Genomic DNA, 19,257 nt, shown 5'->3' on the forward strand with positions numbered 1-19,257 from the left:
AACGATGGAGCTGGATATCAACGAGTTACTCAATTTCTCACCCTTGATGAAGACCTTTACCTTCAACGCCTGGGTCGTCGCGGGCTTTACGCCGATTACCCGTGGGTCAAAGCTGGATTACTACATTAACCGCCCGCAGGGAATGAAAGGTTACATCATCAATCTGACTCTGCGAGGCCAGGCGCGCGCTAAAGCGGGCGATGGTTCCCTTCTGTTCCGTGAAAACGATCTTTTGCTGTTCCCGCCCGGCGTGGCTCACCATTATGGGCGGGACGAACACAGCGAGTACTGGGATCATTTATGGATTTACTTTATCCCCCGGCCCTATTGGATAGACTGGCTGAAATGGGATCGAACTACCCACGGTATCGGCAAGACAACGGTTAACGATCCTGAGCAGTTGCAAAATCTGCGCGATCTTTTCTATGAGGTCATCCGTCATCACTCGGCGTCTGCCCCACTCTCAGAAGCGCTGGCGATGAACGCGCTGGAGCGCCTGATCCTCAGCTGTTTTCAACTACAGCCGATCAGCAATCGCCATGCACACGATCCGCGCATTAACGCCGTATGCGATTACCTCAACGAGCATATCGCGCAGGAGGTTAAGATTGAGACTCTGGCGGCGATGGTTTTTATCTCCCCGTCGCGGCTGGCGCATCTGTTCAAAAATGAGCTGGGGCAAACGGTATATGCCTGGCGCGAGACCCAGCGTATCAACCGCGCTAAGTGGCTGATCCAGAGTACTTCGCTGCCACTTAATAAAATCGCGCTGTCAGTAGGTTACGGGGACCCGGTTTATTTCACGCGAATTTTTCGCAAGCATAACGGCATTCCGCCGGGCGAATACCGTAAACGCTATGCGGAAATGAAAGAGTAGAGACAGAAACATCAACGGCTCCCGTTGGGAGCCGCCTTTTACCGTGTAGCCATACTACTTTTCAGGTTAAGCCATCTCTGTCTGCAGACGCATAACCTGACGGTTGACTTCAGACATCACTGACAAATGCAGCTTGTCCCTAACCTTCGGGATAAGGATTTTGCCCTTATCGAACTCAAAAGCGCCAACATCCTTGATGTACAAACGTCCACGGAACAGGATCTTCACGTACTTCGCTACTTGTAGCGGGTTGTAGCGTTGGAAAATTTTCATTGTTGTCTCCTGCCAGGGTTACGCTCTTGTGGTGCCACAGTTAGCCCACGTACCGGGAGCGCAAATTTTAATGCCCTGAAACTATAGTCCAGAATCTGAGTGATACCCAGTATGTATAAGTTTATTTACCTTTTGATGACATTAATTCAGAGTTTTCGTTTCAGGCATCCGATGAAGGTAGTATAAGTCGCCGATTTTGGACGAATTTGTGCGTTAACCCGCAAACTGGCACCATCATTGCGGGTAATGCCGATAGATCGCACTTATGATTAAACAAGACCAAGTGGTCGGATCACCTGCAAAGATAAAAAAGGAAACACCATGACCCTACGTAGATTACTGGCCGTTTCATGTCTCCTGTTCCCGTTGATGGCGTCGGCGCATAACTTTGTCGACGGTCAGCGCGTCGCGCCGGTCGGCGTGGCAGACCGGGGAGAATTAGTGCTGGATAACGATAAGTTTAGTTATAAAAACTGGAATAGCGTCCAGTTGGCAGGAAAAGTGCGCGTCGTACAGCACATTGCCGGACGCTCTTCGGCAAAAGAAAAAAATGCGACCTTAATTGAAGCAATTAAAAGCGCGAAGTTCCCGCACGATCGCTATCAAACCACCACCATCGTCAATACCGACGATGCTATCCCCGGTTCGAGTATGTTTGTCCGCAGCAGTATTGAGAGCAATAAGCAGCTCTATCCGTGGTCGCAGTTTATTGTCGATAGCAACGGTGTGGTGCGCAAAGCGTGGCAGCTTAATGAAGAGAGTTCCGCGATCGTGGTGCTGGATAAAGACGGCCGCGTGCAGTGGGCCAAAGACGGCGCGCTCACTCAGGAGGAAGTGCAGCAGGTTGTCGCCCTGCTGCACAAACTACTCAGTAAATAGAGACTCGAAAGCCGGGGTTGAGGAACGATTCACGCGGCGTGTAATCAAGAGTGCGCCCCTGCCAGTCGTGAACGTGCGCCCCGGCAGCGCTGGCTACAGCGTGACCCGCTGCGGTGTCCCAGGTGCAGGTCGGCCCGAAACGCGGATAAAGCTGGGCCTGGCCTTCAGCCACCAGGCAGAACTTGAGCGAGGAACCTATTGAGGTGGTCTGGTGTTCACCAAGCTGCTCCAGATACTCCTGCAGCTCCGGGTCATTGCCGTGGGAGCGGCTAATCACCACCAGCGGCGGGCGCGCATCGCGGACCTGAATCTGCTTACGCACGCCACACTCTTCTTTCCAGGCTTTGCCCTTCTCCGCGCTGTACATCATCTTCATCACCGGAGCATAGACCACGCCAAGCGTCGGTTTACCGTTTTCAATCAAAGCAATGTTGACGGTAAACTCGCCGTTACGTTTGATAAACTCTTTGGTGCCGTCCAGCGGATCCACCAGCCAGTAGCGCTGCCAGTGTTGACGAACCTCCCAGGCCGGCGGGTCTTCTTCCGACAGAACCGGGATATCAGGAGTCAGGGACTGTAGGCCGCTGATAATCACTTTATGCGCCGCAATGTCCGCTGCCGTAACCGGAGAATCGTCCTTCTTGCTGGCAACGTCCATCGGCTGTTTTCCATCGTACACTTCCATGATGGCATCACCTGCGGTCCGTGCAAGCTGACATACTTGTTCTAACATTCTCCACCTCATCTGATTACAGTGGCGTTAACTCGTTGTTTTATTTATATCGCATCATAGTAAGTTCCGCTATCTGTGATAACGCTGGCGGTTTCATTCAGCGCTTTTATGGCATGATTCACATTTCTGTAAGCAACAGAATGTAAATACATTTTCTTCTGTGTCATTGCTCATAAAAAAGGACGCCACTGATGATTAAGTTTAGCGCAACGCTGCTGGCCACGCTGATCGCCGCCAGCGTAAATGCGGCAACGGTCGATTTACGGATCATGGAAACCACCGATCTGCACAGTAATATGATGGACTTTGACTATTACAAAGACAGCGCAACGGAAAAATTTGGTCTGGTACGAACCGCATCGCTGATTGAAAAAGCGCGTCAGGAAGCCAAAAATAGCGTACTGGTCGATAACGGCGACGTCATTCAGGGTAGCCCGCTGGGCGACTATATGGCGGCGAAAGGATTGAAAGACGGGGACGTTCATCCGGTCTACAAGGCGATGAATACCCTGGACTATGTTGTAGGTAACCTCGGCAACCATGAATTTAACTACGGCCTCGATTTCCTGCACAAAGCGCTGGCTGGCGCAAAATTCCCCTACGTTAACGCCAACATCATCGATACCAAAACCGGCAAACCGATGTTTACGCCTTATCTGATTCAGGATACTCAGGTTCAGGATAGCGACGGCAAAACACAAACGCTACGTATTGGCTACATCGGCTTCGTACCGCCGCAGATTATGACCTGGGATAAAGCCAACCTTAGCGGCAAAGTGACCGTCAACGACATTACCGAAACCGCACGCAAGTTTGTCCCACAAATGCGTGAGGAAGGCGCGGATGTGATAGTGGTGATCGCCCACTCCGGCCTCTCCGCCGATCCGTATCAGGCCATGGCGGAAAACTCGGTTTACTATTTAAGCCAGGTTCCCGGCGTGGATGCCATTATGTTCGGTCACGCGCATGCCGTCTTCCCAAGCAAAGACTTTGCCAACATTAAAGGTGCGGATATCGCTAAAGGTACGCTGAACGGCGTTCCGGCGGTCATGCCGGGCATGTGGGGTGATCATCTTGGGGTGGTCGATCTGGTACTGAATAACGACGCCGGTAAATGGCAGGTTACCGGCGCGAAAGCCGAAGCGCGTCCAATCTATGATTCGGTCGCGAAAAAATCACTGGCGGCGGAAGACAGCAACATGGTGGCGGTACTTAAAGCCGACCATGACGCCACTCGCGAGTTTGTCGGTAAACCGATTGGTAAATCCTCGGACAATATGTATAGCTACCTGGCGCTGGTACAGGACGACCCGACCGTACAGGTGGTGAATATGGCGCAAAAAGCCTACGTCGAGCACTATATTCAGGGCGACCCGGACCTGGCGAAGCTGCCGGTGCTCTCCGCCGCCGCGCCGTTTAAAGTGGGCGGACGTAAAAACGACCCGGCCAGCTTTGTTGAAGTGGAAAAAGGCCAGCTCACCTTCCGCAACGCCGCCGACCTTTACCTGTATCCCAACACCCTGGTGGTGATGAAGGTCAGCGGCAAAGAGGTCAAAGAGTGGCTGGAGTGCTCCGCCGGGCAGTTCAATCAGATTGACCCCACCAGCAGCAAGCCGCAGTCTTTAATTAACTGGGACGGCTTTCGCACCTATAACTTTGATGTTATTGACGGCGTAAACTACCAGATTGATATCACTCAACCGGCGCGCTACGACGGCGAATGTAACAGCGTTAATCCGCAGGCCGAACGCATTAAAAACCTGACCTTTAACGGCAAGCCGATTGACCCGAGCGCCACTTTCCTCGTTGCGACCAACAACTACCGCGCCTACGGCGGTAAATTCCAGGGAACTGGTGAAGATCATATTGCTTTCGCTTCACCGGATGAGAACCGCTCGGTGCTGGCGGCGTGGATTGGCGCGGAGTCGAAGAAAAACGGCGAGATCCATCCGGCGGCAGATAACAACTGGCGTCTCGCGCCTATCAACAGCACCGTACCGCTGGATATTCGCTTTGAGACTTCACCAGGTGACAAAGCCGCCGCGTTTATTAAAGAGAAAGCACAGTATCCGATGCACCAGGTGGCGACCGACGAGATTGGTTTCGCCATTTATCAGCTGGATTTGAGTAAGTAATCCCGTGCTCGCCGGGAACTCTCCCGGCTCACGCTACCTGCTCGTGGTTCGCCAGAACCGCGGGCAGATTTAGTTCTATCCAGTCAGCCAGTTCCGCCACCTTCTCACTCACCTGCTCGCCGAGCGGAGTCAGACTATATTCTACGTGTGGCGGCACCACCGGATAGGACACGCGATCGATAAACCCATCCAGCTCCAGCGCCTGCAGCGACTGGGCCAACATCTTTTCGCTCACGCCGCCTATCTTGCGGCGCAGGTCGCTAAACCGATGGGTGCCATCACGCAGGGCCACCAGAATCAGTACGCCCCAGCGGCTGGTCACATGCTTGAGCACTTCGCGTGAAGGGCACTGTTCGGCAAACAGGTTGCCGTTGCGTAACTGCTCACTCAACGTCAGATTCGCCATATTCATACTTACCTTTTTGTGCGTACTTACTAAAAGTTAGTTAAGGTGTTAGCTTACCACAACTACTCATGAACACGAAGGAGAAGACCCATGATCGCAATCACTGGTGCTACCGGCCAGCTTGGCCAACACGTCCTGGAAAACCTGTTAAACACCGTTCCTGCCGGGCAGATTGTCGCCATTGTGCGTAATCCTGCCAAAGCCGAATCTCTGAGCCAACGAGGCGTAGTGGTTCGTCAGGGCGACTACAGCGATGAAGCCGCGCTGACCGCCGCCCTGCAGAACGTCGACAAACTGCTGCTGATCTCATCGAGCGAAGTGGGCCAGCGCGCCGTCCAGCATCGCAACGTCATTAACGCCGCCAAGGCCGCTGGCGTGAAATTTATCGCGTATACCAGCCTGTTGCACGCCGATACATCCCCGCTGGGGCTGGCAGATGAACATGTCGCCACCGAGAAAATGCTCGCTGACTCCGGCATTGCGTATGCCCTGCTGCGCAACGGCTGGTACACCGAAAACTACCTCGCCAGCGCGCCGCCATCGATTGAGCATGGCGTGTTTATCGGCGCCGCCGGTAACGGCAAAATCGCCTCCGCCACCCGCGCTGATTACGCCGCCGCGGCCGCTCGCGTTATCGCCGAAGAGGGCCATGCTGGAAAAGTGTATGAGCTGGCGGGCGATGAGGCGTGGACTCTGAGCGAACTTGCTGCGGAGCTGAGCAAACAAAGCGGTAAAAATGTCGTGTATCAAAACCTCAGCGAAGCCGACTTCGCCGCTGCGCTGAAAGGCGTCGGCCTGCCTGCTGGTCTGGCTGATATGCTGGCCGACTCTGATGTTGGCGCATCAAAAGGCGGCCTGTTTGACGACAGCCGCACCCTGAGCGCACTGATTGGCCGCCCTACCACTACGTTTGTTGAGAGCGTCAAAGGCATTCTGTAACTGTTACATACTGGTTAATTTTTGTAGCATCCCGGCGGGCCATCCTCAATAATGAAAGGATGTCCGTCGGGAGTGATTACATGCAAGGCGTACCAGAACAGTTCAATGATGAAAAAGACAGCGCGCGCTTTCGCCACCTGGCGCAGGTGCCCGGCGTCGAACTGTACCATGCCCATATCTCCCGCTATGCCTTTGAACCACACACCCATGAAGCCTTTGGTATTGGCGCGATAGAGTTCGGTGCCGAGCGTTTTCGCTATCGCGGCAGCCAGCACTTGGCGTCGGTCAACTCCATCGTGACCATGAACCCCGATGAACTGCATACCGGAGAGGCGGAAACCGCCGATGGCTGGCGTTATCGAATGATATATCTCGATCCGGATATGCTGGAAGAGGTGACCGGCGTGCGCCACTGGTGGTTCAGCGACGTGGTGCGCCAGGACCCGCTGCGCTCCCGGCAAATTGGCAATTTGATCTACGGCCTGTGGCACACCGACGATCCGCTGGCGCAGCAGGGTCTGCTGCTGGATTTAATCGACACCTTCCGTCCGTTCGCCCACCACACCGCTCTATTGCCCGAGGCTGCTCACCGCTTTGAGCGCGTACGCGAATATCTGCACGACAACTATATGCGCACAGTTACCCTGGATGAGCTGGCGCAGGTGGCGGCGCTCAGCCCGTATCATTTCCAGCGCCAGTTTAAGGCCCACTTCCACGTTACGCCGCACCAGATGCTGATGGCGATTCGCCTGTGGCGCGCCAAAGCTTTTCTCACCCACGGCATGCCCGCTGCCGATGTCGCCCTCGCCGCCGGATTAACCGACCAGTCGCACCTGACCCGCGCTTTTACCCGCCGCTACGGCATTACGCCAGTGCGTTACCAAAAGCAGGTTCTCCCGCGCTAATGCGCAACCTCATACAATATTCCCGCTTTGGCCTCGCCTACACTGTCGCCAACAGAAAATGTAATGGAAGGCGTGATGATTAGTGGTGTGCTGTACGCCCTGCTGGCGGGATTGATGTGGGGGCTGATTTTCGTTGGCCCTTTGCTGGTGCCGGAATATCCGGCTGTATTGCAGTCGATGGGACGCTATCTGGCGCTGGGGCTAATTGCCCTGCCGCTGGCCTGGCTGGGCCGCGCGCGGTTGCGCCAGCTCTCCGGGAAAGACTGGTGGACGGCGCTGGGGCTGACCATGATGGGCAACTTAATTTATTACGTCTGCCTGGCCAGCGCGATTCAGCGCACTGGCGCGCCGGTCTCAACGATGATTATCGGTACGCTGCCCGTGGTGCTGCCGGTCTTTGCTAATCTGCTCTATAGCCAGCGCGACGGTAAGCTACCGTGGCGACGCCTGTTCCCGGCGCTGATTTGCATTGCCGTCGGCCTGGCGTGCGTCAATATCGCCGAACTGCGTCAGGGTCTGCCTGATTTCAGCCCCTGGCGCTACGGCTCCGGCGTTGGTCTGGCCTGCATTTCCGTGGTCTGTTGGGCCTGGTATGCCCTGCGCAACGCCCGCTGGCTGCGGGAAAACCCCGATAAACCGCCGATGATGTGGGCCACCGCGCAGGCGCTGGTAACCCTGCCGGTGTCGCTGGCTGGATACCTTATCGCCTGCTGGTGGCTACACGGTCAGTATACGGACTTTCCGCTCCCCTTCGGCCCGCGCCCTGCGGTGTTTATCACCTTGATGCTGGCGATAGCCATCTTCTGCTCATGGGTCGGCGCATGGTGCTGGAACGTAGCCAGCCAGCGCTTACCGACAGTGATCCTTGGGCCGCTGATTGTCTTCGAAACCCTTGCTGGCCTGCTGTATACCTTTATTTTGCGCCAGAGTCTGCCGCCGATTATGACTTTCAGCGGTATCCTGCTGCTGGTGCTCGGCGTGGTGTCCGCCGTTCGCGCCCGCCCGGAAAAACCTGCGTTACAAGAGCTGGTCAGCGAGAAAAAATAGCCTGGTACCCTAAAGGGGTATTCCCTTGCCAATAAGATGCATTTAAAATACAACTTATATTCTTGATGACGAGGTAACTGCTATGGCTTTCCGTGACCAACCATTAGGCGAGCTGGCGCTGACGATCCCGCGCGCCTCCGCGCTGTTCCGTAAATACGATATGGACTACTGCTGCGGCGGCAAACAGACGCTAGATCGCGCGGCATCGCGCAAAGAGCTGGACGTCGCGGTGATTGAAGCCGAGCTGACGAAACTGGCGGAAGAGCCGGTAGAGCGCGACTGGCGCGTTGCGCCCTATGCCGAAATCATCGATCACATCATTGTCCGCTACCACGACAGGCACCGCGAACAGCTGCCGGAGCTGATTTTACAGGCCACCAAAGTTGAACGCGTTCACGCCGACAAGCCTAACGTTCCGAAAGGCTTAACCAAGTACCTGACCATGCTGCACCAGGAGCTTTCCAGCCATATGATGAAAGAGGAGCAGATTCTGTTCCCGATGATCAAACAGGGCATGGGAACGCAAGCTGGTGGCCCTATCAGCGTCATGGAAAGCGAGCATGATGAAGCGGGTGAGCTGCTGGAAGTGATTAAACACATCACCCATAACGTGACGCCGCCGCCGGAAGCCTGCACCACCTGGAGGGCGATGTACAACGGCATTAACGAACTCATTGATGACCTGATGGAACACATCAGTCTGGAAAACAATGTGCTGTTCCCGCGTGCCCTCGCAGGAAAGTAAATAAAAAGGCGCCCGCAGGCGCCCTCGACATTGTCAGTCTTATTGGCCACTCCGGGTGGCCTTTTTTACGACGGGCCGTTGCAAGCAACGTTAAAAACCGCTCCCGAAGATTTTTTTATTTCGCCAGACGCTTTTTACCGGCAAACAGCCAGCCTGCCCCCAGCAGTACAAACCACAGCGGGGTCACCATCAGCGCTTCACGCGTATCGGCTTCCAGCGTCAGCAGCACCAGCACAAAGACGAAGAATGCCATACACACCCAGCACATCACTTTGCCCAGCGGCATCTTATATTTCGACTGCTCATGCAGCTGTGGACGCTTTCTGCGATAGGCCAGATACGAGCACAGAATAATCGTCCAGACGAACATAAACAGGATCGCTGAAACCGTGGTAATCATGGTGAAGGCTGCAATCACGCTTGGATTGACCATCAGCATGACCACGCCGCCCAGCAGGCACATACAGGAGAAGGTCAGGCCTTTCGCCGGTACCGCACGCTTTGACAGCTTGGCGAACATTTTCGGAGCCTGCCCGTCCTGCGCCAGGCCGAACAGCATACGGCTGGTTGAGAACACGCCGCTGTTAGCTGAAGAAGCCGCAGAAGTCAGCACCACGAAGTTAATCAGGCTCGCTGCTGCTGGAAGCCCAACCAGGACGAACAGCTCAACGAACGGGCTCTTCGACGGCACGACTGAGCTCCACGGCGTCACGGACATAATCACGATCAGCGCGAAAACGTAGAACATAATGATACGAATCGGAATCGAGTTAATCGCCCGCGGCAGGGATTTTTCCGGATCTTTGGTTTCCGCTGCGGTGGTACCCACCAGCTCGATACCCACGAAAGCGAAGACCGCTATCTGGAAGCCAGCAAAGAACCCGCTGATGCCTTTCGGGAACCAGCCGCCGTCATTCCACAAATGAGCGAAAGAGGCTTCAACGCCGGTCGGTGACTGGAAGTGCATCAGCACCATCACCAGGCCAACGACAATCAGCGCCACGATGGCGACGATCTTGATCATCGCAAACCAGAACTCCATCTCGCCGAACATCTTCACGGTAGCAAGGTTAAGGCCCAGCAGCAGCAGAATAACCGCCAGCGAGGCGACCCAATCAGAAAGCCCCGGGAACCAGAACTGGGCGTAAGCGGTGATCGCCACCACGTCCGCCATGCCGGTGACTACCCAGCAGAACCAGTAGGTCCAGCCGGTAAAATAGCCTGCCCACGGCCCCAGCAGGTCGGCAGCAAAGTCGCTAAACGACTTATATTCGAGATTCGACAGCAGTAATTCACCCATGGCGCGCATGACGAAGAACAGCATGAAGCCGATTATCATATAAACAAAAATAATTGACGGCCCGGCAAGGCTAATGGTTTTGCCGGAGCCCATAAACAGCCCGGTGCCTATCGCACCACCGATAGCAATAAGCTGAATATGCCGGTTAGTGAGATTTCGCCGCAGCGATTGTTCAGTCGGCGCCTGTTCATCGGCAGCGACTTTGACCTGATCTACCATTTGATGTTTTTCCTGTTGTACCTGTCTGTGTTGTTCGGGCTCTATTTGGCCCTTACCCCGGAACGAGGGGTTTATCGATATTAGGTAAGAATCGGAGGGATGAATACTATGATTTAGAGATAATGTTAATTTTATGTTTAAAGTGAGTGTTATATCACTCCGGTCACGCAAAACAGCTCACAAAAATACACTCATCAAGCGGATATGCAATACAAAGCTCCAATAAACGCTCAACTTAAGGGTTTTACACTATTTAAAGCGCCCCCTCCCCCACACGGGAGAGGAAGCCCCTGCTGTTTAGATTATATCCAGCAGTTCAACTTCAAAAATCAGGGTGCTGAACGGAGGAATGGATGCGCCCGCGCCACGCTCGCCGTAGGCCAGGTTGTGCGGAATGGTCAGTTCCCATTTAGAACCGACCGGCATCAGGGTCAGCGCTTCGATCCAGCCGCCGATAACGCCGGTTACCGGGAATTCAGCCGGTTCACCGCGCGCAACGGAGCTATCAAAGACCGTGCCGTCGATCAGTTTACCGGTGTAGTGAACGCGAACGCGGTCAGTACGCGCCGGGATCGGACCTTCGCCCTGAGTCAGAACGCGGAACTGCAGACCGGATTCGGTGCTGTTGACGCCTTCACGCTCGCGGTTTTCTTCCAGATATTTCTCGCCATCCGCGGCCATTTCCTGGAAACGCTCGCGACGCACCGCGTCGGCGCGTTCGTGGATTTCACGCAGCGCGCGGTGAACGGCTTCTACCGGCACCTGCGGCTGTTTACCTTCCAGCGCGTCAGCAATACCGGCGACCAGCGCTTCCGGCAGCAGCCCCTGCAGGCCAGATTCGCTCAGCTGTTGTCCTACCTGCAAGCCGATACCGTAACTTGCCTGTGCTTCGATCGTGTCAAAAGTCGGGGTTGCCATCTTTGTTCCTTTTTTCGAGGGGACTCTCATATTTCCAGGCTTTCAAAATCCGAAAGACAAGGAGCAGAGAAAAGAGGTGGGCAGCATATCAGCCACAGCACGACGGGTAAAACTTTGTCGCCTGGATGATGACAAATCTAAGGGAAACAGAAACAATAGAGATATCGGGTTAACCTCACGAAAGATATCTTTGTCTCGTCCTTCAGGAAGTTAGCCATCTATACTCTAGAGAGAGCAGGATATAAATATGCGGAGCAGGAGGAAAGCCATGCCCGGGCGTTTTGAACTGACATCTACCCTGGCGAAGATCTGGCATGCCCCGGATCGTTTTCGCATCATGGATCCGTTACCGCCGATGCACCGCCGGGGCATTATTGCCGGGGCCCTGCTGGTGATTATCGGCGTTCTGCTCCCTTCCGAGGATAACAGTGGCCCGACTCAGGCCAGCCGCGAGGCAAATCTCGACCTGCAATCCCAGTCGCAGCCGCAGTCTTCAGGCAATCAGGCCGTTCCTCTGCCGCCGATCACCAACACGCCGCCGGTCAACGATGCCGATCAGGTTGCGCCGGTCGCGCCGGAGCCGATTCAGGATGAGCAACCGGACCAGGCACCACAGCAGACTGCATCTCAGCCGTACCAGGAGCAGCAGTCAACTCCCGGTATAGAGCAGCAATGGCGAACCTATCGTATTGAAGCAGGTAAAACCCTTGCGCAGCTGTTCCGCGACCATAACCTGCCGCCGACCGACGTTTACGCCATGGCGCAGGTAGAAGGCTCAGGTAAGCCACTGAGTTCACTGCAAACCGGGCAGACGGTTCAAATCCGCCAGAACGCCAACGGCGTAGTCACCGGGCTGACTATCGATACCGGCGGCGGCCAGCAGGTGCTGTTTACCCGCCAGGCGAACGGCAGCTTTATTCGCGCCCGATAAGGGAACCAGGCGTTATGAGAAGCCAGCTCAGGATGGTTTCTTTGATGACTCGACGCCTGACTTCCAGAGCCTGAGGCGAGACCATGCTGATGTGATAAACCAGCCCTAACGTATGCTGGTTAATTAAGTAATACCCGCCAAGGGCGGCAATACTGATATTGACCTGAAGAGGATCAATATCGGCCTTAAAGATATTTTGCCGCTTTCCTTCATCAAGCAGCGAAGCCATCAATTGCAGGTGCGAGTGGTTAATTTCCGGCAGGCGCGTTGATTTAGCATAATGAACCCCTTTGCTTTGGTTTTCACTATGAACAATCTTGAGAAACCAGGGATTTTCGATGTAGTAATCCCATGTAAAATCAATAATTTTCTCAATCGCCTTATCTGGGGAAAGGCCTGATACATCGAGATTTTTCTCTTTCTGGCGAATATCGTTCCAGATATATTCCAGAACTTCGATAAACAAATTCTCTTTATTGCCGAAGTGGTGATACACAGTTTGTTTACTGCAATCTGCCGCTTTGACAATATTATCAACCCTGGCCCCTTCATAACCATATTCGGCAAATTCATTGACTGCGCTTAAAAGAAGCTTTTCTTTCAGGCTTTGTGCATTGCTGGTATCAAGATACATTCCGGTTCCCCATTCACCCTTCGCGGTGCCTATCATAGCGATATTTTTCACCAGCTCCAGAAAAAAGCATAAAAACAATAAAATTCAGTAAGTTATCAAGAATCCGGTGATCACCCTCACAAACCAACCAACTAGATGGTTGATCTTTTGCTGTTCCAAAGGCATTTTGATGCCACCAGGGACAACACCTATTCACTGTGAGGTTACAAATGAGATCGAATAAATCCGTCGCCGTTATCACCGGAGCCGCTCGCGGCATTGGCAAAGGCTGCGCGCTTGAGCTGGCCCGCGCAGGATTCAATCTTTTAATCAACGACCGCCCGGACGCTGAAAGCATTGAAAAGCTGGAAATCACCCGCCAGGAGTGCATCGCCGAAGGGGCGGAGGTTATCTGCTTTCCGGCGGATATTGCCGACCTGTCGCAACACGAAGAGATGCTCGATGCCGCGCAAAACCAGTGGGGCCGACTCGATTGCCTGCTGAACAATGCCGGGATTTCGGTTAAAAAACGCGGCGATATCCTCGACATGCAGCCGGACAGCTTCGACGAAAATATTGCCGTCAATACTCGCGCGCCCTTCTTCCTCGCTCAGTCATTCAGCAAGCGCCTGCTGACGCAGCCGAAACCAGAGAATGAACTCCCGCACCGTTCGATTATTTTCGTCAGTTCGATTAACGCCATCATGCTGGCAATGAATCGCGGCGAATACACGATGGCCAAAACCGCCGTCTCCGCTGCAGCTCGTCTGTTTGCCGCTCGCCTGTGCGAGGAGCAAATCGGCGTTTATGAAGTGCGTCCTGGCCTGATTAAAACCGAGATGACCATTCCAGCTACCGCTTACTACGACGAACTGATTGCCAAAGGGCTGGTACCGTGGGGCCGCTGGGGTTTTCCGGCAGATATCGCCTCAACCGTACGCGCGATGGCAGAAGGCAAGCTTATCTACACCTGTGGGCAGGCCGTGGCTATCGACGGCGGCCTGAGCATGCTGCGCTTCTGAGGTTGAACCATGAGAGATCTGTTGCAACGCCCCGACCTGTTTAGCATCAATACCGCGACGCTCGGCTACAAAACGCCGCTGCCCGCCATCATTGATGCCTGCGCCGAGCGCGGGATTGGCGCGATTGCGCCGTGGCGAAGAGAGCTTGCTGGCGAAAATTTAGCGGACATCGCCCGGCAGTTAAAGGCGAACAATATGGCGGTGTCCGGATACTGCCGCAGCACGTACTACACCGCGCCGACGCTGTCAGAACGTAAGATCGCCATTGATGACAACCGCCGAGCTCTGGACGATGCCGCAACCCTGAATGCCGCCTGCTATATGCAGGTGGTGGGCGGACTACCGCAGGGGAGCAAAGATTTATACGAGGCGCGGGAGCAGGTGAAGTACGGCATTCGCCAGCTATTGCCGCATTCAAGGGAAGTCGACGTGCCTATCGCCCTGGAGCCACTGCACCCGATGACCGCCGCCGACCGCTCCTGCCTGTGCACCCTGCGCCAGGCGCTGGACTGGTGCGATGAACTCGATCCCGACGGCGAATACGGGCTGGGCGTGGCGGTGGATGTTTACCACGTCTGGTGGGATCCGGATCTGGCGAATCAGATCCTGCGAGCGGGAAAACGCATTCTGGCCTTTCACGTCTCAGACTGGCTGGTTCCCACCACCGATCTGGTCAACGACCGGGGCATGCCGGGCGATGGCGTGATTAATATCCCGTCGATTCGTCGGCTGGTGGAAAACGCTGGTTTTAACGGCGCAGTGGAATTAGAGATTTTCTCACCGCACAACTGGTGGCAAAAGGATATCAACAGCACCCTGGATATTAGTGTCGACCGCATCGCGCATTATTGCTAAGGATGAATCATGAATGAACAACCCGTTCTGTTTAGCAGAGCGGCAGCTTCCTGCCGCCTGACGCTGAACCGCGAAGATAAATGCCACGCGATTAACGAAGAAATGATCGAATTACTCGATCGCTATTTAAACGAAATTGAAAATGACACCTCGCTGCGCCTGGTGGAATTAACCGCCACCGGGGATAAATTTTTCTGCGCGGGCGGTGATATTAAATCCTGGTCCGCTTATTCACCGCTGGATATGGGCCGAAAATGGATTAAGCGCGGCAACGAGGTTTTTTCCCGCCTGCGCAATTTACCACAGCTTACCGTGGCGAATATTAACGGTCACACCATCGGCGGCGGCATTGAACTGGCGCTGAGCTGCGATATTCGCATCGCCCGCCCGACGGCAAAATTCTCCACCCCGGAAGTGATGCTCGGCATGGTCCCCGGCTGGCTGGGAATCGAACGGGTGCTGAATCAGGTCGGCCCGGTGGTTGGCCGCCAGATGCTGATGCTGGGTCAACGTCTTAACGCCCAGGAAGCGCAATACGCAGGGCTGATAAATGAAATCGTGGAAAAAGAGGCAGCGGAGAGCTGGCTTGCGAATCAGCTTAGTGCAGTAGAGAAATGCGGCCCGGTCGCCCTGGCGCATATTAAGCAGCTCATTCTGGCGCTGGAAAATAAACATGCCGACTACTCGCACCAACTGCTGGCTGGATTAATGTCCGCTACCCAGGACTGCCAGCAGGCGACGCAGGCTTTTGCCAATAAAAGCCAGGTGAGTTTCCAGAATCAATAAGGAAAGGATGATGAATAAAATCACAACCGCCGACGCTGTCGCCGCGCAGATTAAAAATGGTGCCACTATTGCTATTAGCGGCAACGGCGGCGGTATGGTCGAAGCCGACTATTTACTGGCCGCCATTGAAAAACGTTTTCTGGAAACCGGGAACCCGCGTGACCTGACGCTGATCCACTCTCTGGGTATTGGCGATCGCGATAGCAAAGGCACCAACCGCTTCGCCCATGCAGGGATGCTCAAGCGGATTATCGCCGGACATTTCACCTGGTCACCCAAAATGCAGGCGCTGGTGAAAAACGAAGAGATTGAAGCTTACTGTTTTCCTGGCGGCGTGATTCAGGCGCTACTGCGGGAAATCGGCGCTGGTCGGCCGGGACTTATTACCCACGTGGGGCTGGGATCGTTTGTCGATCCGCGCCATGGTGGCGGAAAGTCCAACGCCAGCACCACTGACGATCTGGTCGAACTGATTGAGATCGATGGCGAAACGAAACTGCGCTACCGCCCGTTTAAGGTGGATTACGCCATTGTGCGCGGCACCTACGCCGATCCGCGCGGCAACGTCAGTCTTGAAGAGGAAGCGATCAATATGGATAGCTACTCGATGGCGCTGGCGGCGCACAATAGCGACGGCAAGGTGTTCGTTCAGGTACGCGATGTGCTGGAGGCGGGCGCAATTGCCCCGCGTAGCGTCACCCTACCGGGGATTCTGGTCGATGGTATCGTGGAGTATCGCGAACAGCCGCAGACCTACCTCGGCGGCTACGATCTGACAATCAGCGGCCAGCATCGCCGCCTCTGCTCCAGCGATGCAATAGAGCTGGTCAGCCACCCGGTGCGCCGCCTGATCGCCCGCCGCGCCGCCCGCGAGCTGGTGGCTGGCGCATCCACCAACTTCGGCTTCGGTATTCCCGGCGGCATTCCCGGCATCGCCCTGCGAGAAGGCGTACCTTATGAGAGCTTGTGGCTTAGCGTGGAACAAGGGGTACATAACGGCATGATGCTGGACGATGCGCTGTTTGGCTGCGCACGCAATGCCGATGCCATTATTCCTTCGCTGGACCAGTTCGAGTTTTACAGCGGCGGCGGTATCGACATTACTTTCCTCGGCATGGGCGAGATGGACCAGCAGGGCAACGTAAATGTGTCGCATCTCAACGGCAATCTGATCGGCCCCGGCGGCTTTCTGGAAATCGCGCAAAACGCCCGCAAAGTGGTGTTCTGCGGCACTTTCGATGCTAAAGGCAGCAAGGTCAACGTCACGCCAGACGGCCTACGAATCGAGCAACCAGGGCAGATCCCGAAGCTGGTTACCGCGGTGGAAAAGATCACTTTCAGCGCCAGCTACGCCCGCCAGAGCGGGCAGGAAGTGCTGTATATCACGGAACGCGCGGTATTTCAGTTAACGGAGGCGGGCGTTGAGTTAATCGAGGTAGCCCCTGGCGTCGATATTGAGCGCGACATTCTGCCGTATATGGCTTTCCGCCCATTGATCAACCAGCCGCGCCTGATGGACAGCACGCTGTTTAGCGAGATGGAGGAAGCATGAGCCAGATCGATGACGATATCCTTGATGCCCTGACCCATGTCTCTTTTCCTAAGGGATTCACTCAGGCAGAGCCGAATTCCATACTGACGCTTGATAACGTCAACTACCCGGTATGGAACGCCGATGCGCTGGTGGTCGGTAGCGGCGCTGCGGGGCTACGCGCTGCCGTTGAGCTGAAACGCCGCCAGCAAAACGTGCTGTTAGCCACCGCCGGATTATATATGGGAACCTCCGCCTGCTCGGGTTCGGATAAACAGACGCTGTTTACCGCCGCTACCGCAGGCAACGGCGATAGTTTCCTCAAGCTGGCCGATGCACTGGCCAGCGGCGGCGCCATGGATCACGATACCGCCTATGTGGAAGCGGTGGGTTCGTTGCACACCCTGGGCGGACTCCAGTTCCTGGGCCTGGAGCTACCGGAAGATCGCTATGGCGCGATCCTGCGCTATCAAACCGACCACGATGAAGCCGGGCGTGCCACCTCCTGCGGCCCACGAACTTCGCGTCTGATGGTGAAGGTTCTGCTGGAAGAAGTGCAGCGGCTGAGTATCCCGCTGCTGAGCAGTGCGACGATTATCAAGCTGCTACGCCAGCGCGATGACTCAGGTAGCGAACGCGTTGTCGGGGCGATTATGGTAACCGGCTCCCGCGCCCATAATCCGTGGGGACTGGCGCTGGTGATCGCCCCCAATGTCGTGCTGGCGACCGGCGGTCCCGGAGAGCTTTACCGCGACAGCGTCTACCCCAATAAATGCTTCGGTTCGCTGGGGCTGGCGCTGGAAGAGGGACTCACGCTCGCCAACCTGACCGAAAGCCAGTTCGGCATCGGCACGCCGCGTAGCGCCTTTCCATGGAATTTATCCGGCACCTACGTGCAGGTGATCCCCTATATCTATTCGGTCGATAGCGACGGCGGCGAACATAACTTTCTCGCTGACTACTACCGCACCACGCAGGAACTGGCATCCAATATCTTCCGCAAGGGATATCAATGGCCGTTCCATGCGACCAGAGTGATGGACTTTGGCTCCAGCCTGTTAGATATGGCGGTGGCGCATGAGCAGCAGTTAGGCCGCAAAGTCTATATGGATTTTAACCGCAATCCTGAAGCGGTGCCGGGCGATCACCCTTTCTCACTGGAGCGGCTTGACGACGACGTGCGGGCTTATCTGGAGAACAACGACGCGCTGGCGGCGCTGCCGATTGAACGCTTGCGACAAATGAACCCGCTATCGATCGCCCTGTATAAAATGCACGGTCACGACCTGGCGCAAGAGCCATTGCAGTTCGCCATGAATAACCAGCATATGAATGGTGGTATTGAGGTCGACATCTGGGGGCAAACGTCGCTGCCCGGCTGCTTTGCGGTAGGTGAAGTCGCCGGAACCCACGGCGTCACTCGCCCCGGCGGCGCGGCGCTCAACGCCGGACAGGTCTTTGCCGTGCGGCTGGCGCGCTATATTGCCGAAGCAGGCAAACACGGCTCTACAGGCGATGTAACGGCGCTGGCAAGCGCACCGATCGCAGCGGTCAGGGAAGTCATTGGCCAGGCGCTGGCGAACTCATCCGGGATGTCGCTGCTCACGGTCAAAAAGCAGATTCAGACGCGCATGTCCGATTCCGCCGGTTTTATTTGCCGGGCCGAAGATGTTGGTCATGCATGCCGCGATGCACTGTTATTACTGGAGTTCATCCAGCAGCATGGACTGACCATCAATCACCCGGCCGAAATCGCGGAACTCTTTATGTGGCGGCAGCTGGCGCTGACGTCGACGGCGGTTCTCACCGCATTGGACCATTACGTCACGGCTGGCGGGGGAAGCCGGGGCGCAAGAATGATTCTGGATGCCAACGGAGAATGCTTGCCGGTCGCTCGCCAGGGCGCGGTAGAAGCCTGGCGCTTCCGCCCCGAAAAAAGCCATGATAAAGAGTGTAAAATCACGATCAAATATCATCAAAACAAATGGATTATTGCTGATAAAAAACTAAGGAGCCTTTACGATATTAAAAATAATTATTTTGAAAAAAAATGGCCAGACTTTCTTTGCGGTAAAATCTATTTAAGAAACAGTTCTAAGTAGATATTTAACACACCACCGCGCCCTACGGCCAATATATAAAA

General features: G+C 55.2%; 19 protein-coding genes. 13 read left to right on the plus strand and 6 right to left on the minus strand.

Going from position 1 to position 19,257, the window contains the following annotated elements; translation table 11 throughout:
- Positions 1–4: 4 nt before the first annotated feature.
- The gene (araC, locus tag QVF11_RS13855; RefSeq protein WP_287857941.1) at positions 5–877 is read left to right on the plus strand and encodes an arabinose operon transcriptional regulator AraC; all 873 of its coding nucleotides are present in this window, start codon (positions 5–7) and stop codon (positions 875–877) included.
- Positions 878–943: 66 nt separating this feature from the next.
- Here the strand turns inward: araC and QVF11_RS13860 are convergent, their stop codons facing one another.
- Complete coding sequence (locus tag QVF11_RS13860; RefSeq protein WP_112216172.1) at positions 944–1,150, minus strand: DUF1107 domain-containing protein; 207 nt, start codon at positions 1,148–1,150, stop codon at positions 944–946.
- A gap of 321 nt (positions 1,151–1,471) precedes the next feature.
- On the opposite strand from QVF11_RS13860, the gene QVF11_RS13865 reads away from it, so the two are divergent.
- Positions 1,472–2,029 carry a YtfJ family protein gene (locus QVF11_RS13865; protein ID WP_287857530.1) on the plus strand — a complete coding sequence of 186 codons (558 nt, stop codon included), beginning with the start codon at positions 1,472–1,474 and terminating at the stop codon, positions 2,027–2,029.
- Here QVF11_RS13865 and cysQ read toward each other — a convergent pair.
- Positions 2,019–2,762 carry a 3'(2'),5'-bisphosphate nucleotidase CysQ gene (gene cysQ, locus QVF11_RS13870; protein ID WP_112216174.1) on the minus strand — a complete coding sequence of 248 codons (744 nt, stop codon included), beginning with the start codon at positions 2,760–2,762 and terminating at the stop codon, positions 2,019–2,021. The two genes, QVF11_RS13865 and cysQ, sit on opposite strands and share 11 nt — an antisense overlap.
- Positions 2,763–2,953: 191 nt before the next feature.
- Here cysQ and QVF11_RS13875 point away from each other — a divergent pair, with 191 nt between their 5' ends.
- The gene (locus QVF11_RS13875; RefSeq protein WP_287857533.1) at positions 2,954–4,897 is read left to right on the plus strand and encodes a bifunctional 2',3'-cyclic-nucleotide 2'-phosphodiesterase/3'-nucleotidase; all 1,944 of its coding nucleotides are present in this window, start codon (positions 2,954–2,956) and stop codon (positions 4,895–4,897) included.
- 28 nt (positions 4,898–4,925) lie between these two features.
- Here QVF11_RS13875 and QVF11_RS13880 read toward each other — a convergent pair whose 3' ends face one another.
- Complete coding sequence (locus QVF11_RS13880) at positions 4,926–5,303, minus strand: winged helix-turn-helix transcriptional regulator (RefSeq protein WP_112216241.1); 378 nt, start codon at positions 5,301–5,303, stop codon at positions 4,926–4,928.
- Between the two features lie 90 nt (positions 5,304–5,393).
- Between QVF11_RS13880 and QVF11_RS13885 the strand changes: the two genes are divergently transcribed.
- The 4 genes from QVF11_RS13885 (at position 5,394) to ytfE (ending at position 8,939) form a co-directional block, all read left to right on the plus strand.
- Entirely contained in the window at positions 5,394–6,242 is an 849-nt protein-coding gene (locus QVF11_RS13885) for an SDR family oxidoreductase (RefSeq protein WP_287857536.1), read from the plus strand.
- Positions 6,243–6,322: 80 nt separating this feature from the next.
- The gene (locus QVF11_RS13890) at positions 6,323–7,147 is read left to right on the plus strand and encodes an AraC family transcriptional regulator (RefSeq protein WP_287857538.1); all 825 of its coding nucleotides are present in this window, start codon (positions 6,323–6,325) and stop codon (positions 7,145–7,147) included.
- Positions 7,148–7,222: 75 nt separating this feature from the next.
- Positions 7,223–8,194 (plus strand): DMT family transporter, encoded by a 972-nt coding sequence (locus QVF11_RS13895; protein ID WP_287857540.1) that lies wholly within the window; start codon positions 7,223–7,225, stop codon positions 8,192–8,194.
- Positions 8,195–8,276: 82 nt separating this feature from the next.
- Positions 8,277–8,939: an iron-sulfur cluster repair protein YtfE gene (gene ytfE, locus QVF11_RS13900; RefSeq protein ID WP_287857542.1), complete on the plus strand. Its 663-nt coding sequence runs from the start codon at positions 8,277–8,279 to the stop codon at positions 8,937–8,939.
- A gap of 115 nt (positions 8,940–9,054) precedes the next feature.
- Here ytfE and cycA read toward each other — a convergent pair whose 3' ends face one another.
- Both cycA and fklB read right to left on the minus strand, forming a co-directional pair.
- Positions 9,055–10,458, minus strand: a complete 1,404-nt coding sequence (cycA, locus tag QVF11_RS13905) for a D-serine/D-alanine/glycine transporter (protein WP_112216180.1) — start codon at positions 10,456–10,458, stop codon at positions 9,055–9,057.
- Between the two features lie 297 nt (positions 10,459–10,755).
- The gene (fklB, locus tag QVF11_RS13910) at positions 10,756–11,376 is read right to left on the minus strand and encodes an FKBP-type peptidyl-prolyl cis-trans isomerase (RefSeq protein ID WP_004109064.1); all 621 of its coding nucleotides are present in this window, start codon (positions 11,374–11,376) and stop codon (positions 10,756–10,758) included.
- Between the two features lie 268 nt (positions 11,377–11,644).
- Between fklB and QVF11_RS13915 the strand changes: the two genes are divergently transcribed.
- The gene (locus QVF11_RS13915) at positions 11,645–12,307 is read left to right on the plus strand and encodes a LysM-like peptidoglycan-binding domain-containing protein (RefSeq protein WP_287857545.1); all 663 of its coding nucleotides are present in this window, start codon (positions 11,645–11,647) and stop codon (positions 12,305–12,307) included.
- Here the strand turns inward: QVF11_RS13915 and QVF11_RS13920 are convergent.
- Positions 12,291–12,941: a TetR/AcrR family transcriptional regulator gene (locus QVF11_RS13920; RefSeq protein ID WP_112216184.1), complete on the minus strand. Its 651-nt coding sequence runs from the start codon at positions 12,939–12,941 to the stop codon at positions 12,291–12,293. The two genes, QVF11_RS13915 and QVF11_RS13920, sit on opposite strands and share 17 nt — an antisense overlap.
- Positions 12,942–13,150: 209 nt before the next feature.
- Here QVF11_RS13920 and QVF11_RS13925 point away from each other — a divergent pair, with 209 nt between their 5' ends.
- Genes QVF11_RS13925 through QVF11_RS13945 form a run of 5 tightly spaced genes read left to right on the plus strand, consistent with a single transcriptional unit; the run spans position 13,151 to position 19,216 of the window.
- Positions 13,151–13,942, plus strand: a complete 792-nt coding sequence (locus QVF11_RS13925; RefSeq protein ID WP_287857547.1) for a 3-ketoacyl-ACP reductase — start codon at positions 13,151–13,153, stop codon at positions 13,940–13,942.
- Positions 13,943–13,951: 9 nt separating this feature from the next.
- The gene (locus tag QVF11_RS13930; protein ID WP_112216186.1) at positions 13,952–14,797 is read left to right on the plus strand and encodes a sugar phosphate isomerase/epimerase family protein; all 846 of its coding nucleotides are present in this window, start codon (positions 13,952–13,954) and stop codon (positions 14,795–14,797) included.
- Between the two features lie 9 nt (positions 14,798–14,806).
- Positions 14,807–15,583, plus strand: coding sequence for an enoyl-CoA hydratase/isomerase family protein (locus tag QVF11_RS13935; RefSeq protein WP_142514481.1), 777 nt, complete (start codon positions 14,807–14,809; stop codon positions 15,581–15,583).
- Positions 15,584–15,593: 10 nt separating this feature from the next.
- A complete protein-coding gene (locus tag QVF11_RS13940) occupies positions 15,594–17,135 on the plus strand; it encodes an acyl CoA:acetate/3-ketoacid CoA transferase (RefSeq protein WP_287857550.1) in 1,542 nt (513 codons plus the stop codon).
- The gene (locus tag QVF11_RS13945) at positions 17,132–19,216 is read left to right on the plus strand and encodes an FAD-binding protein (protein ID WP_287857552.1); all 2,085 of its coding nucleotides are present in this window, start codon (positions 17,132–17,134) and stop codon (positions 19,214–19,216) included. The genes QVF11_RS13940 and QVF11_RS13945 overlap by 4 nt, the downstream gene beginning before the upstream one ends.
- Positions 19,217–19,257 lie beyond the last annotated feature (41 nt).

This window comes from Klebsiella sp., from assembly GCF_027492335.1.
GTDB classification, from domain to species: Bacteria; Pseudomonadota; Gammaproteobacteria; order Enterobacterales; family Enterobacteriaceae; genus Klebsiella; species Klebsiella huaxiensis.

Coding starts and splice junctions, on each gene's coding strand:
- QVF11_RS13925 (WP_287857547.1), top strand. CDS start 13,151: ATGAGATCGAATAAATCCGTCGCCGTTATCACCGGAGCCGCTCGCGGC.
- QVF11_RS13880 (WP_112216241.1), bottom strand. CDS start 5,303: ATGGCGAATCTGACGTTGAGTGAGCAGTTACGCAACGGCAACCTGTTT.
- QVF11_RS13915 (WP_287857545.1), top strand. CDS start 11,645: ATGCCCGGGCGTTTTGAACTGACATCTACCCTGGCGAAGATCTGGCAT.
- QVF11_RS13865 (WP_287857530.1), top strand. CDS start 1,472: ATGACCCTACGTAGATTACTGGCCGTTTCATGTCTCCTGTTCCCGTTG.
- cycA (WP_112216180.1), bottom strand. CDS start 10,458: ATGGTAGATCAGGTCAAAGTCGCTGCCGATGAACAGGCGCCGACTGAA.
- QVF11_RS13875 (WP_287857533.1), top strand. CDS start 2,954: ATGATTAAGTTTAGCGCAACGCTGCTGGCCACGCTGATCGCCGCCAGC.
- cysQ (WP_112216174.1), bottom strand. CDS start 2,762: ATGTTAGAACAAGTATGTCAGCTTGCACGGACCGCAGGTGATGCCATC.
- QVF11_RS13940 (WP_287857550.1), top strand. CDS start 15,594: ATGAATAAAATCACAACCGCCGACGCTGTCGCCGCGCAGATTAAAAAT.
- QVF11_RS13935 (WP_142514481.1), top strand. CDS start 14,807: ATGAATGAACAACCCGTTCTGTTTAGCAGAGCGGCAGCTTCCTGCCGC.
- QVF11_RS13930 (WP_112216186.1), top strand. CDS start 13,952: ATGAGAGATCTGTTGCAACGCCCCGACCTGTTTAGCATCAATACCGCG.
- fklB (WP_004109064.1), bottom strand. CDS start 11,376: ATGGCAACCCCGACTTTTGACACGATCGAAGCACAGGCAAGTTACGGT.
- araC (WP_287857941.1), top strand. CDS start 5: ATGGAGCTGGATATCAACGAGTTACTCAATTTCTCACCCTTGATGAAG.
- QVF11_RS13895 (WP_287857540.1), top strand. CDS start 7,223: ATGATTAGTGGTGTGCTGTACGCCCTGCTGGCGGGATTGATGTGGGGG.
- QVF11_RS13945 (WP_287857552.1), top strand. CDS start 17,132: ATGAGCCAGATCGATGACGATATCCTTGATGCCCTGACCCATGTCTCT.
- QVF11_RS13860 (WP_112216172.1), bottom strand. CDS start 1,150: ATGAAAATTTTCCAACGCTACAACCCGCTACAAGTAGCGAAGTACGTG.
- QVF11_RS13890 (WP_287857538.1), top strand. CDS start 6,323: ATGCAAGGCGTACCAGAACAGTTCAATGATGAAAAAGACAGCGCGCGC.
- ytfE (WP_287857542.1), top strand. CDS start 8,277: ATGGCTTTCCGTGACCAACCATTAGGCGAGCTGGCGCTGACGATCCCG.
- QVF11_RS13920 (WP_112216184.1), bottom strand. CDS start 12,941: ATGTATCTTGATACCAGCAATGCACAAAGCCTGAAAGAAAAGCTTCTT.
- QVF11_RS13885 (WP_287857536.1), top strand. CDS start 5,394: ATGATCGCAATCACTGGTGCTACCGGCCAGCTTGGCCAACACGTCCTG.